Source organism: Bacteroidota bacterium (assembly GCA_018692315.1).
Taxonomy (GTDB): Bacteria; Bacteroidota; Bacteroidia; order Bacteroidales; family JABHKC01; genus JABHKC01.
In genome coordinates this window covers 1-16,012 of record JABHKC010000012.1, presented here as the reverse complement: position 1 = coordinate 16,012, position 16,012 = coordinate 1, and the positions used below count along the sequence as shown (strand labels likewise).

The window sequence follows — 16,012 nt, the reverse complement described above, 5'->3', positions numbered from 1 at the left end:
CCAATAATACTTTCAGTACATGCTCAGACCACGCTTTGTCAGGGGCTTAGCAGCTCCAATGTTCAATCGGCCTCTATTATCGAGCCCTCTGCGAACTTAAGTTTTATTTCTATATTTTTAAAATATTAAAGGTGGCTTTGTTAAAGTCATTATTTGTAAAATGATAAACAAAACTTTATCATAATTTTTTAAAAGCTATCTTTATAACTTTTTTAAACTGTTTAGTTTTAAGCTTATGAAAAGAGTATTTACATTGTTTTTGTTGCTGGCTATTGGGCTAAATATGAGCAGCCAGAATCGTCTCATCAAAACATATTACGATGGTGAAGAGAAAACAAAGTTAAAAGAAGCCTATTATGTTGGCGATGATGATAGCACAATGAAACATGGCGACTATCAGCTATTTTCTGTTGGAGGAAATTTGATTTTATCGGGCAAGTACGATGCCGGAAAAAAAACAGGAACATGGTTAGAACAAAGTTTGATGGGTCTTTATGAATCATATGGTAGTTATAATAATAACGAAAGTTTTACGGGTGTAAAATTCATTTACGATGGGAATGACAGGTTGGAGAGAATTCAATACATTTTAAATGATGAGTTCAATCCCAATCCTTTCAATTATCAAACAGAATTGATTTCCCGATTAAATACCAAAATTGAAAAAAGAAAAGACGAATCCGATATTGGAATTTGTATTGAACTGGATAGAGTAGTTTCTAAATATGAATTTTATAGTTCCTTAGACTATCAGGATGAGAAATTTCCTGTTGGCGAACAACTTTTGCTTCTTCAAATAGATTTTCTCGAAAATAGCGACATCACTTTTAATTTAAAACAAAGGATGACAGGCATTGAAGAAAAAATATCTCAAATTGAAAACAGTATTTATTCACAAGCTTTTAGCAGCGAAATTAGTCAATTAGAAGATTCTCTACAAGCATTTATTGGTTCAAAAAAGCTAACCACCAAAAACGAAATTGCTTACGAGGTTTTATATTTGGCTAGTTCTCTCGAATATTTATATAATGAAATTGAAATCGTTGATTCTATTATAAATGACATTTATACAGATATATTTACTCAAAATTTGAGTGATTTTCCAGATTTTATCAAAAATCAATTTAATGCAATTAACGAACAATTTATTATTTACACAAAAAGTAGCTCGGTTGCAGATAGAATTCAAATTGGCAAAAATTTAATTCCACAAATTGAAGAGGCAAGCCTTGCATATAATGAACTATTATTTATTGAAGAAGCAATTAGTGAAAAATACAGTTTCTTAGAAGAAAAATACAAAAATCATTATGACACTTTATACAATACATTTTTCCCTGAACTCGAAAAAAGTTATACTAAATACAAATTTTCAGAAAAAATTAACGACAAATTGTTGATAGCTAAAAATTTATTGGAAGCCCTCTACTTCCTTGATAGTGCACTTATTTTGTTTATAGAATTTGACGAAAAAATTGATAAAAACTTTGAAAATATCAGAAACAAATATTTAAGCCAATTTCCTGCGATTTATAGCTATGAAATTCCAAAAATAGAAGCACAAAAAGTAATATATGAAAAAGACAATTCGCCTGAAAGTAAATTATTTGCCGGTGCAAAATTAGTTGAGGAATTAGAAAATCTTTCAGCTAATTTTGAGACAATTAAAAAATATAATAAATCTCTTTCGGACGATTTTGAAAGCCTGGCTGCCAAATATAAACAGAACTACAAGAAAATTTATAAAGCTGAAATTGTTCCACTATCAAAACAAATTTCGCAATACGAAAAAATTTCTAAACTTCAACTAAAGTTAGAAATAGGAGAAACTTTATATGAAAAATCGATTGTTTTATCTGAAAACTACAGCAATATTTCAGTACAAGAAGATAACATTAAAAGTAAACTCCCGGCTATCAAGCAGTTATACAAACAAAAATTTCCAGATATTTATAAAGTTGGAGTAAAAGAACTGGAAGGAAGTTTTAAAATTTTCTTAAAAACCTACGAAATACAAAACAGAATTAATAAAGGAAACCAAATATTATCTTCCATTGAAAATTACACTTTATATTTCGATACTATAAACTATCAAATTGACACAATAAAAAATAGATTTTCAGAATGCGAGAGCAAATATGACGAGAAATTCCAGGAAATCTCAAAAACTGAACTTGACGAAAATAAAGATAAATATAAGCTCTATAACAAGATATCGACAATCTCAGAAAAGCTTAAAGAGGGAGAAAAACTAATTGCAAAATTAGATAAAATGATTACTCTTCACGAAACTTTAAACGGAATTTATCAGAAAGTAGATTTAAGCTACAAATCGATTGACAAAAACTATCTAAAAGATTTTTCGATTCTTCACAAATCGCATGTTGTGCCTCTTCGGAAAACAAAAAAAGCCTATATGCAAGCTGGTTATGTAGAAGAAAAAATAAAAATAGGAAATGGATTGATGATAAAATTAGAAATCCTTAACGAAAAATATCAAGTTCTAAAATCCCTTTCCAATTCCATTGAAGACAAAAACACAAAATTTGTAATAAAGTATAAAAACGATAGTCAGGCAAAATACATTTATAAAAGAGGCAAAAAACTATATTCAACCCTATTTTCTGCCTATGAGCAAGAAACAAGTATTGACAAAAAAGCAATGCTTGGCGAAGAGTTAGAAAATATCTTAGAAAACCTAAATTCAGCTTCCGGACAAGTTCTTCCAATGTTGAACGACAAACTAAAAGAAGCCCGTTCTATTGAAGAGATGAAAAGAATTATAAAGGATTGACAGAAAAAAATAATTACAATTTTCAATTTCCTTTTGTACTTTTGCAAATGTAGCAGACTGTTCTATCGCCGCAATATTTTTTGAGGAGGAAAGTCCGGACAACATAGAGCACCATGCTTCTTAACGAGAAGATGCTCGCAAGGGTATAGTAGTGCAACAGAGAATGACTGTCTTGGCTGCAAAGTCAGGATGATGGTGAAAAGGCGAGGTAAGAGCTCACCAGTATTGCAGGCGACTGCAATAGCTGTGTGCCTTTTGGGTTGCAAGACCATGTATATCGGCATTTAAGGGCTGCTCGTTCGTTGCCGAGGGGTAGGTCGCTAAAGGTTTGGTGCGAACCACACCTTAGACAAATGATAGAAGCTCATTTTTTTGGGAAACAGAATCCGGCTTATAGGTCTGCTACTTTTTTAGATAATTTGTCTTACATTTGATAAAAATAAATCTTTATGGACATGAGCAAATTAAAAACAAATATCCTACTAAGGGTTTGTAATCCCGATAGTTATCGGGAAAATGAAGCATTCAAAATGCACGAAGTTATTTTGTTTATTTTCAAGGCGTAAAAGTTGCGATAGCCACAGTTTATTTAATACTTTTACAACGAAGAAATTTGTATTTTTAGAATTTCCCTTTATAGAATTCATACATTTAGTCAAAGTCAAATAATTATCATTTTTTTTATACAGAAAAAAGTCTATTTTTGAATAATTTAAACAAAAACTGAATGATTATGAATTTTGAAGCCTTATTTCTTGGACCACAAGCAGAGAATCACAAATTTTTTAAAGAAATACTAAATTTTTTGATAGATGAACATATTCATTGGCGAAGGAATTTTCACCCAAACGACACTCAAAGCATAACTTTACAAGATCAAGGCGAAGAAAACTTCATCATCACTCAACAAAAAATTCAGGAAACACTCCTACAATTGTCCTCGGCACTAAAGCAAAGTTCGCTACCCTGGCATTCTCCGCGATATTTGGGACATATGGTTTCAGACCTGCTCATGCCAGCACATTTGGCATATATTCTCACGATGCTATACAACCCAAACAATGTTGCATGGGAGGCCTCTCCTGCAACTACTGAGCTCGAACTTCAGGTTGGGATTGACTTGGCTCAAATGTTGGGCTTCGATAAAAATCAGGCATTTGGGCATATAACATCGGGCGGTACTGTTGCAAATATTGAGGCACTATGGATTGCCCGAAATTTAAAATCAATACCTCTCGCAATAAAAAAAGTGAAACCCGATTTGTTTGAAGGAATGACTGATAAAATGTTGATGAATTTTTCGCCAAGAAAAACACTCGAATTGATTGGAAAGTTAAACAATGATCTCGAGCTAATAAAAAAACATTCAGCTCGGGGCGAAGGAGTCAAATCATTTGAAATTGGAAAAATTTTGGTTCCGGGAACAAGACACTACTCGTGGGATAAGATGGTGGATATATTGGGAATTGGAGCAAACAATCTTGTTGTAGTGAAAGTAACCGACAATTATAGAATGGACATAAATGACCTTGAGGAGAAAATTCAAGAAATTGTTGATAATGACGAAAATATCCTGGCTGTTGTTGGGGTTGTAGGAACAACCGAAGAAGGATCTGTCGATCCAATTGATGAAATTGTTGCTTTACGTAAAAAATTTGAAGAAAAAGGAACCTCATTTTACATCCATATTGATGGAGCTTATGGCGGATATGTTAGAAGTTTGTTTATCGATGAATCATACAATTTTTTACCATATGCAGATTTACGACATTCTTTGCACGAGAAAGATATAATTGCTGAATCGTACAATTATCCACCCATAGAAATATATAATGCTTTTAAATCTTTCGAAGATGTTGACTCGGTAACAATCGATCCTCATAAATTAGGATATATTCCTTATCAGGCAGGAGCCATAGTTTTTCGCGACAAGCGAGTGAGGAATATTGTTTCATATTTTGCACCATATATTTTCGAGGAAGGCAACGAATATCAAAATCCGCTATTGCTCGGGAGCTATATTCTCGAAGGCTCTAAATCGGGAGCAGCAGCGGCAGCAGTATGGACTGCAAACAAAGTTGTTGGTTTAAACCTTAATGGCTACGGAAAAATAATTGGCGAATCAATTGAAGGTGCTTTGAGATTGTACAATATGATTTTAGACAAATATTTATTTCAAATTGGAGAAAAATCATACGAAATTGTACCTCTTGTGAAACCCGATACAAATATTGTAATGTATGCTTTCAATGAAGTTGGAAACACAAGCCTGAAGCAAATGAACCAATTAAATAGAGACGTAAAAGAAAAATTGTATTATAAACCCGGAAAATTTGCACAACAATACGAATTTATGATATCATCAACTTCGTTCTCTTACGCAGATTATAAGGACATTCCTTTACACTTCCTCGAAAAACTATCGATCTCCGAAAACGAATGGAAAAAAACTCAAGAAGTATTTGTGCTTCGTTCAACAATTATGAGTCCATATCTGACTTTAGATTTTACAGAAATAGACTACCTCTCGAAACTTTTCGAGTGCTTTGAGAAGATTTTGAACGAAATTCAATAAAAAAGTATGAAACCAATAAATTATTTATTGGCAGCAATTTTCTATGCTTCATAAATTTAATTTTCTGATCAAATATTTGAAAATTAATACTTTTGCAATAAAAATATTAAATAATTATGAGCTTTAGTCGAAATATATACGAAGACATGAAAATGTCCGATGTTGTTTTTAACAATCATTTGCTACTATTTGTGATTGAGCGTCTTGGAATAGATTTGGGATTTTCTGAGAAAACTATTGCTGAAGTTTGCTTAGAAGCGAAAATAAATCCACAAGTATTTATCACTATTTCAAATCTTTACAATAATGTAGAAGGAGACAGTATTGACAATTTCAGCTACACTGATATTAAGGACATTATCAATTATTTGAAAAAATCTCACAGGTATTATTTAGAAGAAAAATTTCCTGAGATAAAAAACAATATTCAAATTATGATTAGTGAAAATGACGAAAGTCAGATTCAGCTTCTGGCAAATTTCTACGAAGAATATTTAAAGGAAGTGAGCGAACATATCAATTACGAAAATCGTGTAGTTTTTCCTTTTATTATAGAAATGATTGACAATATTAAAAATGCGAAAAAGACTGCAAAATCGAGCAACTATTCTGTAATAGAATACAAAGAACACCATGAAGATATAGAAGAAAAACTGCAAGACCTAAAAAGCTTGCTAATTAAATATTTGCATCAAAAGCACGACAAAATAATCAGACGAAAAATTCTCTTTGATTTATTTGATTTGGAATATGACTTGAACATTCACTCAAGAATAGAAGACAATATTTTAATTCCCTTTGTCGAAAAAATGGAACTTGAAACAATAAAAGCATAGTTGTGAATAAGTTAATTATTATTGAACCATCTGAAATAATTTTCACAGGATTATCGAAACTGATTGATAGCAGAAAATTTAATATATCTCAAGTTTCTTCATTCGATGATTTTATTTTGAAAACAAACAAGCTGCAGACAGATTTAATTATTATAAATCCGATTTTTATTTTGAATAGCGTAAAAACATTTAAAAAAGTACAAATCGAATTTCAACACATAAAATGGTTTGCGTTGATTTACAACTATTTTGATGAATCATTACTAAATAAATTTGACGAAAAAATATACATCAACGACGATACTTTTAGTCTAAATTCTAAAATCAATAATCAGATTAAAATAAATAAAGCCAACACAGCAAAAGCCATAGACACAATAAGCGATCGCGAAACTGAGATTCTGAAACTTATTGTCGAAGGAAATTCTAATAAAGAAATCGCCGATAAATTGTTTTTAAGCACACACACCGTAATGACTCACCGCAAAAATATTACTCACAAAACCGGAATTAAATCGGTTTCGGGTTTAACAATTTATGCAGTAGTAAACAAAATAATTACGATTCCTGATTTTAAGACTTAGATATAAAATCTCGCTATTATGGATATGCAATCCGTAGATATAACAACACGAATAATCCATAATTGTTAGGAAAAATATTGATCTTTGCTAAATGTCAGATAAATACAAAACCCATGAACCTGATGAAGCATAATTTTTCACCATGAACAGTTTGGTTGGGTAGATATTTTTTTAGAAACACCGCAATGGGTAACTGTACTTGACACACAGATTGCAAATCCGCACAAGCATGGATCAATATTCATTAGGCAATAGTCATAGCCAATAATCAATATTCAATAATCAATTAATAAAAGGTATCTTTGTATTTTAAATAGAGATATTATGCAATTGAATAATTTTAAAAAGACATTTTTCATAATAGTTATTGTGAATATTATTTTTTTAAATCTTCTTCATTCTCAAACAGAACAGCTACAAAAACGAAAACTTACCAAAGCATTTTCTTATATTCAAGACCTATACATCGATAGTGTGAGCGAGGAAGAAATTGTTGAAAATGCAATAATAGGTATGCTTGAAGATCTTGATCCGCATTCACAATATATTTCAAAAGAGAATGTAAAAATGATTGAAGAACCTTTGAAAGGAAATTTTGATGGCATTGGAATTCAATTTCAAATATTAGATGATACTCTTTACGTAATAAATACCTTAAAAAGTGGACCAGCAGCGAAAAATGGCATTTTGCCGGGAGACAGAATAATTCTTCTTGAAAATGAAAATATTGCTGGAATCGGACTAAGCGAATTCGATGCCAGACTAAAATTTTTAGGTATAGCCGGAACAAAACTTAATATAGGAATAAAACGATTTGGTTCTAATAGTTTGCTAAATTTTACAATACGAAGAGAAAAATTGCCTATAAAAAGCATCGAAGCCTCCTATCTGGTTAACAATAAAACCGGATACATAAAATTGAACAACTTCTCGGCAACCACAGTTAACGAATTCAACAAAGTGATGAGCAATTTTCTCGCTCACGGAATAGAAAATCTAATATTAGATATTAGGGGCAATGGTGGAGGCTACTTAAAAACTGCTGTGGACATTTGCGACCATTTTATCGGAGAAGAAAAACTTATAGTTTTCACTGAAGGAAAACATAGTTTGAAAGAAGAAAAATTGGCTAATATATCAGGCTATTTCGAAAATGGTCGTCTAACAATATTAATAAATGAAGGTTCTGCCTCTGCCAGCGAAATAGTTGCAGGTGCTGTTCAAGACTGGGATAGAGGAGTAATTATTGGAAGACGCTCCTTTGGTAAAGGACTTGTTCAACGCCCCTTAAGTTTGCCAGACGGATCGAAATTGCGTCTAACAATTGCTCAATATTATACACCATCCGGTCGGTCAATTCAAAAACCATACAACAATGGAAACGAAGATTATAATCACGAATTGATAGAGCGTTATAATCATGGAGAACTATTAAACAAGGATAGCATTCATTTTCCAGATTCTCTGAAATTTGAAACTCTTATTAGCAAACGTACGGTTTATGGTGGCGGTGGCATAATGCCAGACATTTTTATACCAATTGATACAAATGTATATACAAATTATTATCAAGAATTGTTAGACAAAGGCATAATTAATCTTTATTCGTTGAATTATGCCAACAAAAATAGAGAATTGTTTAAACAAGCCTATCCTACATTCGATAGATATATAGCTGAATTTGATATTTCTGAAGAAATGTTCGGAGATTTTTTAGTAATTGCAAAAAAAAATGAGATTTCATTCAATGAAAAAGAATTTCAGCGGTCAAAAACTAAGATAAGAAATAGAATTATTGCTCTTATTGCTTTAAATGTATTTGATTTAACCGAATATTATCAAATTGTAAACAAAGAAGATCTTGTTTTTCAGAAAGCAATTAAAGTTTTGTCTGACAAAAAACTGTACAAAAAAGTCCTTTCAGGAAAATAATTTTTAAATAGTTTGTCGAACTTTCCATATTCATATTATAATTTTTTCATTGATGAAATTTTACTATTGCCTACAAATAAGTATCGAACTTTTGTCATATTTCGATATCGGACCTGGCATTGTAATTTCAGAAAAAAACCTCAATAACCTTTTTAAAATAGACCAAAATATTTCTTCCAAAGGAACCTTAGGAGAAACTGGAACCAGACTTGGTTTAATTCTGTGTAGGGAATTTATTGCAAAAAATGGTGGCGATATTTTTATTGAAAGCAAGCTGAATAAGGGCAGCAAATTTAATTTTACATTGCCCTTATTTTCTGACAGAAAATGAAATAGCCTATAACAGACTTTCCTGAAGTAAAATATCTGACAAATTCTCAATGAAAAGCCACTATGTGAAAATTATCTGAGTATTATTTCCACTGCACAATCCATAGAAATCGCCAACAGTCAGAACACTATCAACTCCTTCCCACAAATCTTCTTTTTTCAGTTTGAACATATCCATTGCCAGTTTGCAAGCATAAATTTCTCCACCACCTGCTGTAATCATTTCTAAAAATTCATCAACCGGCGGAATATCCAATTTGTCCATTTCGCTTTTCATCATTGCCGAAACTCCCGCTTCAACTCCTGGAATAATTCCCATCAAAGAAGGAAAAGGAAGGCCGCCCGGCATTCTCATAGCTGGATTTCCAACTGTAGCAGTTTTAATTTTGCCCATTTGTTTTTTTGTAATCGCATCCAAGCCGAAAAAAGTAAAAAATACTTTTGCTTCAATACCTTCCATTACAGCACCATTGGCAAGAACTAATGTTGCATAAACATCCTCTATTGCGCCTTTCGCACAAATTATACACACTTTTTTTAAAGGTGCATTATCACTTTCTTTACTCATATTTCTATTTTTTAAGTTTTAAACACAACTACTTGGTTTCGGAATTCCTGCAATTCTCGACGACTTTTTCAAAGGACCTCCAGGAAAAAGCTTGTACAATCCTTTAATATCTACAATTCCTGATTTTCCAACTTTTCGGATGGTTAGAGATTCTCCTGCGATATACTTTTCGCGAATAAAATCGAGCACCGCAAAATGATCTTCGTCTAAGTCAATATTTTCTTCTTTTGCTATTTCAACAGCAATTTCTTTCGACCATTGAGCATGATCGAGTAGGTATCCCTCGTCGTTTACTTCGAGCGACAATCCTGCATAATTTTTCTCTGCCATAATTATTATTTTAAGTTAATATGTATTTTATTTTGAATTACGATTGCGTAAAACTTTTTTTCATTTCTCATTCAATTGGTTCTGGGAGTTCGACACATTTTTTATAAATACCACCATAAAACCCAAAGCTCGCCTCATTTCCGGCTTATTTATTTCTTTCATCAGTTTCCATAAAGAATATTCAGGAACATTTTCAATTTCCATATTTTTGAAAATGTGCATTGCATTATTCACCGATTTCAACATATCAGGCTGTGTAAACGATTTCACAGTTTCTAAAATAGTAACAGCATTATTGGCAAGCTGGTGCATATCTTCAGTCGAAAAATGATTAATTACATTATTAAAAACTGTAATTACTTCTTTGAAAAAATCAAAATATCCATTTTTATCAAATTCGTTCAGTTTGTTAGTAAAATCAATTATTAGCTCATTGAAAATTGGTGAAGCATCTTTAACAAAATCGGACAAACTTTCGAATGAATTAATAAGACTGATAAAGTTTTTAATATTTCGAATCAGTTTGATTCCAAGAATTCGCAAATCTTCAGGATCAATTTCAACGGCTGCATTGTCCAACTCTTCTACTGTTGAATCGTAAACATCTTTTCCAACTATCGCCAAATCGCTTAATAAATCATCAACAGCAGCTGTTTTCAGACGCTGCTGATTCACATAATCCAAAATTAAATCAACTTTTGCATTTAGTGTATCTATCTGGGTTTTAACATCATCCATAGCAACTCAATTTAAATCATGATTTTTTTCTTTCCTATCATTGTCATTTCTGCCGTTATAGGCAATTCTTTGCCTTTCAGCAACATATGCCAATAAATCCATCGAAACATAACTTTTCCGTAATGATTAATTTTTGTGTTTTTCAACAATCCGAAAGGTCCAATTCCCGGCAATGGAAAAGTCCCCGGCAATGGTTCTGTATCGTAATTAAAATCAATCAAAGCACCTTTTCCAAAACCGGTTTCGATATAACAATTTGCATGTCCGTCAAATTTGGCTGTGAATGGGCGGTTTTCGATTGCACACAAAATATTCTCGAATAAAATCTCGCCTGAAAAATGCGCCACCGATCCGGCTTTTGATGTAGGAATATCTGACGCATCGCCAATAACAAAAATATTATCGTGGTCTTTAGATTGCAATGTTTCTTTGTTGGTAGGGACAAAATTCATATCATCGCCCATTCCGCTTCTTTCTATCATTTCGTCTCCCATATTTACGGGAACTATTGTCAGAACATCGAACGGAACTTCTTCTTCATCGTAAGAAATTAGTTTTTTGTTTTCGTTGTCGATCCGCTCAATGTAAAAATCGGGGATAACCTCAATATTTTTATCCTCAAGAAGTTCACTCAGCATTTTTGTTGCAACCGGTTTTGTAAATGCTCCTGACATTGGAGTAACTAAACTTATTTTTACTTTGTCGCGAATATTCATTTTTGTAAAATAAGCATCGGCAAGAAAAACAAATTCGAGCGGAGCTACCGGACATTTAAATGGAATTTCGGAAATTGCCATTACCAGATGACCTCCTTTCCACGATTTGAAAAATTGCTGCAAAGCAAGTGCTCCTTCGATTGTATAAAAATCGAAAATACTTTTTCTCCACAGTTTATCTTGTAGTCCAGGAGTTTCGGCAGGTACTGTTTTTGTTCCTGTTGAAATTATTAAATAATCATATCTAAGAACCTGCCCATTTTCTATTAGCACTTTGCTTTCTTCAGGAACAATTTTGTCAATATTCGAAAATATCACTTTTACACCTGTTGGGAAAAAATCGCTTTTTGGCTTAATTACATCGCTCTTGTTGTATATTGAGAAAGGAATAAACAAAAATCCGGGTTGATAATAATGAGTCTTATGCTTATCGACAATTGTGATTTCCCATTCTTCAACATTTAGTGCCAAACGAAGCTTGTTTGCCATCATTGTTCCGGCGGTTCCTCCTCCTAAAATTAGTAGTTTTTTCATAATATTTTCCAATTTTATTAATAAAACACTTCTCAAAAATACGTGCAGTAGTTCAATATCGAAAACTTTTGCTTATGATAATTATCATAATATGATAACTATCATAAAATTGCCATTTGAAAATCGCCGATGACGAAACTGCTTTTTATTGACTTAAAGGCTAAAATTATTTTGAGGTGTAGGAAATAATATTTTACTCTGATTCATAAAAGAATGTCATTTATCATTTTCATCTAATCAGTGTACTGAAAAGTTATAATGATATGGATTGTAAATAATTTCTTTTTAATCTTTGTGCAACTTTGTGCTTCTCTAAGCAACTTTGTGTAATAGCTGTTTCACAGAGAATCACAAAGAAGACATAGAGTTTCACAAAGAGAAAGCATAATATTAATTTCAAGTTTCTGACACTGATTACTTACATTATTTTTAATTCCCAATTTATTACTACATAATTTATCTTATTTTTGATATTTTATTTTTTTGAAAACTTAAAAATATGATTGCAAATTGCAACTGCGAAAAGTGTGAAATGAAAGACCTTTTTTTTGAAAATGTAGGTGCAACCGATATTGAAGCAATGTGTTCTAATAAAACTGAAACAAAATACAAAAAAGGAAGTGTTATTGTAGAAAAAGGACAAGTAATAGAAAATTTCATTTACCTTAAAAAAGGACTGGTAAAGCTATTTCGGATTTCTTCCTCAGGGAAAGAGCAAATCATTACGATAGCTAAACCTTTAGATTTTGTAAATTTATTAAGCGTGTTTTCAGATTCGTGCTATAATTATTCTGTTGTATCACTAATTGATTCAACAACTTGCATTCTCGATTTCAAACAAATTAGAGATTTAATTAAAACAAACGGTTCGTTTTCAATGGGACTTCTTAGGAAAATGAGCACAATTTCCGACAAGATAATTCTACAATCAATAGAAATTCGCCAAAGACATTTGCCTGGACGAGTGGCATTTATTCTGCTTTATTTTGCAAACGAAGTTTTTTACTCGCACGAGTTCGATTTGCCAATCTCAAGAAAAGAAATTGCCGAATTTATTGGTATGACTACCGAAAATGTAATTCGAACCTTATCAGAATTCAGAAAAGACAAAATCATAAAAATATATGGAAAACTTATAGAAATCATAGATATAAAAAAAATGGAGCAGATATCTTTGCATGGGTGAACAAATTTTACAATAAAAAATCTTTATCAATAAAATACTAAACATGAAAATTGAATTAAATATCAATAAAATTTCAGATTTCGTTACCAATAATGAGATTTCTGAATACTCAAAAAAAGTTGAAAAAAGCAACAATTTGCTAAGTAACAAAACCGGAGCAGGCAGCGATTTTTTAGGCTGGCACAACCTTCCTTCAGCAATTACAGAAAAAGAAATTACGGAAATTGAGGAAACCGTGGCATTGTTCAAAAATAAAATTGAAGTACTTGTTGTTATCGGAATTGGAGGTTCATACCTTGGGGCAAAATCTATTATCGAAGCCCTCAAACCAGATTTTCAGATAAGCAACAAAAAACCACATTCGCCAAAAATTGTATTTGCAGGCCACAATATTTCAGAAGATTACCTTTTCGAATTGCTCGAATTTCTGAATAAAAAATCGTATGCAATTGCCGTAATTTCAAAATCGGGAACTACAACCGAACCGGCGATTGCTTTTAGGTTTTTAAAACAACATATCGAAAAAAAATATGGCAAAACCGATGCAGGCAAAAGAATTGTTGCAATCACTGATAAATCGAAAGGTGCTTTACGAAAATTGGCAGAAGAAGAATCTTATAAAACTTTTATCATACCTGATGATGTTGGTGGTAGATATTCCGTTTTAACTCCTGTTGGATTGATTCCAATTGCCTTTGCCGGTTTCGATATCAGACAATTTATTGAAGGTGCAAAATTTATGGAACAGCTATGCCATAAAGATACTAAATTTGAAAAAAATCCGGCAGCCGTTTATGCAGCCGCAAGAAACGCACTATACGAAAAAGGAAAAATAATTGAGATTTTGGTGAACTACAATTCTAAATTACAATTTATTGCCGAATGGTGGAAGCAACTTTTTGGCGAAAGCGAAGGCAAGGAAGGAAAAGGAATTTTCCCGGCAAGTGTCAATTTCACAAGCGATTTGCACTCGATGGGGCAATATATTCAGGATGGTAAAAGAAACCTATTCGAGACAGTAATTTCAGTCAAACAAAACATACACAAATTAATAATTCCTGAAGATGCAGCCAATCTTGACAGTTTGAATTATATATCCGGAAAAAGAGTTGATGAAGTAAACAAAATGGCGGAGCTTGGAACAAGTATTGCTCACATTGATGGCGGAGTTCCAAATATCAAAATAGAATTACCTGAAATCAATGAGTATTATCTTGGGCAATTGATTTATTTTTTCGAAAAAGCTTGTGCTTTAAGTGGTTATACTCTTGGAATTAATCCCTTCGATCAACCTGGAGTTGAAGATTATAAGCGAAATATGTTTGCACTTTTGAAAAAACCCGGATACGAAAAAGAAACTGCTGAAATTCTCAACAAACTTTAATTCTTTATAGGAAAGGGACTTCTAAAAATGCAAATTTCTTCGTTGTTTCAAAATTTCAAAATCCTCATTTACATTAGTAAACTACGGTTTTGAAATTTCTTACGCCTTGAAATTTACTATTTTTAGAAGTCCACGGAAATTTCAGAACCAGCAAAATAACTGGCTCTTAACTTCACTTAAAGTTTATTTTTTAGACAACACTAATTGGCTTTTTCAGCCATTTGTTTTCTTAAATATCCAATAATCAACAATTCGGCAGTTGCATAATTCGTAGCAAGAGGAATATCGTATTTATTACAAGTAGAAAGTAAATTCTGAATATCTTCGTGATGAGTATCAACCTCAAAATCTCTGAAAAATATTACAATATCAATTTCGCCTTTTTTTATTTTTTCTGAAATTTCGTTATATCCACCCGATCGCCCTCTTTGCAAATGTTGAACATTTGCAACCTTTTTACTTTCAACAAATTCGGCAGTTCTACCGGTAGAAATAATATTTACCTGTCTGATCCAATCTTCTCTTTCTCTTAAAAATTGCACAATTTTATCTTTTAATCTATCATGTGCTATTATCGCAATATTTTTCATAACTAAAAATTTAATATATTTCCATTCTTCAAATAAATTGAAAACCAATCTGCAAAAATAAAACTTATCAGCGATAAATTTATTTTATCCACTAAAAAAATGTTTATTTGTTTTATTTTATGGAATTTCATAATTCTCAGAATCAATTTTAGGCTTAAAATAAATTTCTAAAATGAAAATATTTTTGATAGGATTTATGGGCAGCGGCAAAACAAAAATTGGTGAAAAGCTTGCAAAAAAGTTAGATTTCCGATTTATTGATTTGGATGTTTATATTGAAAATAAATTCGATAAATCAATAATTGAAATTTTTCGAAGAAATGGAGAATTGGAATTTCGCAATATGGAAAAAAATTCGCTGGACGAAATCCTCAATCTCGAAAATGTTGTAGTAGCAACCGGCGGTGGAACAGCATGTTTTCACGATAATATTGAACAAATGAATCGTACAGGAATTACAATTTATATAAAAACCAATCCCGGAATTTTATTTAGCCGGCTTACAAAATCTAAAACCAGCAGACCTTTAATTCAAAATAAGTCGGAAAAAGATTTGACCAAATATATTTCTGACACATTAAAAATTAGAGAAGTTTATTACGCAAAAGCAAAAATTTGTCTTGATGGAAAAAATGTAAAAATCCCCGAACTTGTTTCCCAAATTATCAGATTTGTTTAGAAAATATAGTGTATTGAAATAATAACATAAATCCAATTTTGTGCGTCTTTTCAAATTTTCCACTTTTTGCTTTTTGCTTAAGCTGATATTATATGTAGTGCCTCTAAGAAAACAGTTCAAAATTAAAAACATCTCTTTTTGCGATATTTCTATTTTTTTCATTTGTCTAATACAAAAGCATTTACTGCATGAAAGAAAATAGAAATATCATCAAAAATAAATTATTTTATAAAAAT

The 16,012-nt window shown here is 31.7% G+C and carries 14 protein-coding genes and 1 other RNA gene; 10 read left to right on the top strand and 5 right to left on the bottom strand.

The features are described 5' to 3' along the window. Positions 1-235: 235 nt before the first annotated feature. The 7 genes from HN894_00665 to HN894_00635 all read left to right on the top strand — a co-directional run bounded on the left by HN894_00665 (position 236) and on the right by HN894_00635 (position 9,052). Entirely contained in the window at positions 236-2,794 is a 2,559-nt protein-coding gene (locus HN894_00665) for a hypothetical protein (GenBank protein MBT7141817.1), read from the top strand. 49 nt (positions 2,795-2,843) lie between these two features. Continuing rightward, positions 2,844-3,204: RNase P RNA component class A (gene rnpB, locus HN894_00660), an RNA gene on the top strand. A gap of 317 nt (positions 3,205-3,521) precedes the next feature. Then, positions 3,522-5,369, top strand: coding sequence for a tyrosine decarboxylase (locus tag HN894_00655; GenBank protein ID MBT7141816.1), 1,848 nt, complete (start codon positions 3,522-3,524; stop codon positions 5,367-5,369). 116 nt (positions 5,370-5,485) lie between these two features. Then, complete coding sequence (locus HN894_00650) at positions 5,486-6,205, top strand: hypothetical protein (protein ID MBT7141815.1); 720 nt, start codon at positions 5,486-5,488, stop codon at positions 6,203-6,205. 2 nt (positions 6,206-6,207) lie between these two features. Beyond that, positions 6,208-6,789: a helix-turn-helix transcriptional regulator gene (locus HN894_00645; GenBank protein MBT7141814.1), complete on the top strand. Its 582-nt coding sequence runs from the start codon at positions 6,208-6,210 to the stop codon at positions 6,787-6,789. Positions 6,790-7,113: 324 nt separating this feature from the next. Continuing rightward, the gene (locus HN894_00640; GenBank protein MBT7141813.1) at positions 7,114-8,721 is read left to right on the top strand and encodes a S41 family peptidase; all 1,608 of its coding nucleotides are present in this window, start codon (positions 7,114-7,116) and stop codon (positions 8,719-8,721) included. Between the two features lie 52 nt (positions 8,722-8,773). Further along, the gene (locus HN894_00635) at positions 8,774-9,052 is read left to right on the top strand and encodes a hypothetical protein (protein MBT7141812.1); all 279 of its coding nucleotides are present in this window, start codon (positions 8,774-8,776) and stop codon (positions 9,050-9,052) included. Between the two features lie 60 nt (positions 9,053-9,112). Here the strand turns inward: HN894_00635 and HN894_00630 are convergent, their stop codons facing one another. Genes HN894_00630 through HN894_00615 form a run of 4 tightly spaced genes read right to left on the bottom strand, consistent with a single transcriptional unit; the run spans position 9,113 to position 11,937 of the window. Then, positions 9,113-9,619 (bottom strand): hypothetical protein, encoded by a 507-nt coding sequence (locus tag HN894_00630; protein ID MBT7141811.1) that lies wholly within the window; start codon positions 9,617-9,619, stop codon positions 9,113-9,115. Between the two features lie 18 nt (positions 9,620-9,637). After that, entirely contained in the window at positions 9,638-9,949 is a 312-nt protein-coding gene (locus HN894_00625) for a TusE/DsrC/DsvC family sulfur relay protein (GenBank protein ID MBT7141810.1), read from the bottom strand. Positions 9,950-10,009: 60 nt separating this feature from the next. Continuing rightward, positions 10,010-10,687 carry a DUF1641 domain-containing protein gene (locus tag HN894_00620; GenBank protein ID MBT7141809.1) on the bottom strand — a complete coding sequence of 226 codons (678 nt, stop codon included), beginning with the start codon at positions 10,685-10,687 and terminating at the stop codon, positions 10,010-10,012. An 11-nt stretch (positions 10,688-10,698) separates the two neighbouring features. Continuing rightward, positions 10,699-11,937 (bottom strand): NAD(P)/FAD-dependent oxidoreductase, encoded by a 1,239-nt coding sequence (locus HN894_00615; protein MBT7141808.1) that lies wholly within the window; start codon positions 11,935-11,937, stop codon positions 10,699-10,701. A 532-nt stretch (positions 11,938-12,469) separates the two neighbouring features. On the opposite strand from HN894_00615, the gene HN894_00610 reads away from it, so the two are divergent. Further along, positions 12,470-13,123, top strand: coding sequence for a Crp/Fnr family transcriptional regulator (locus tag HN894_00610; protein MBT7141807.1), 654 nt, complete (start codon positions 12,470-12,472; stop codon positions 13,121-13,123). A gap of 43 nt (positions 13,124-13,166) precedes the next feature. After that, complete coding sequence (locus HN894_00605) at positions 13,167-14,507, top strand: glucose-6-phosphate isomerase (GenBank protein MBT7141806.1); 1,341 nt, start codon at positions 13,167-13,169, stop codon at positions 14,505-14,507. Positions 14,508-14,707: 200 nt separating this feature from the next. Here HN894_00605 and HN894_00600 read toward each other — a convergent pair whose 3' ends face one another. Beyond that, entirely contained in the window at positions 14,708-15,097 is a 390-nt protein-coding gene (locus HN894_00600) for a methylglyoxal synthase (protein MBT7141805.1), read from the bottom strand. Positions 15,098-15,269: 172 nt separating this feature from the next. Between HN894_00600 and HN894_00595 the strand changes: the two genes are divergently transcribed. Next, positions 15,270-15,776, top strand: coding sequence for a shikimate kinase (locus tag HN894_00595; GenBank protein MBT7141804.1), 507 nt, complete (start codon positions 15,270-15,272; stop codon positions 15,774-15,776). Positions 15,777-16,012: the final 236 nt, after the last annotated feature.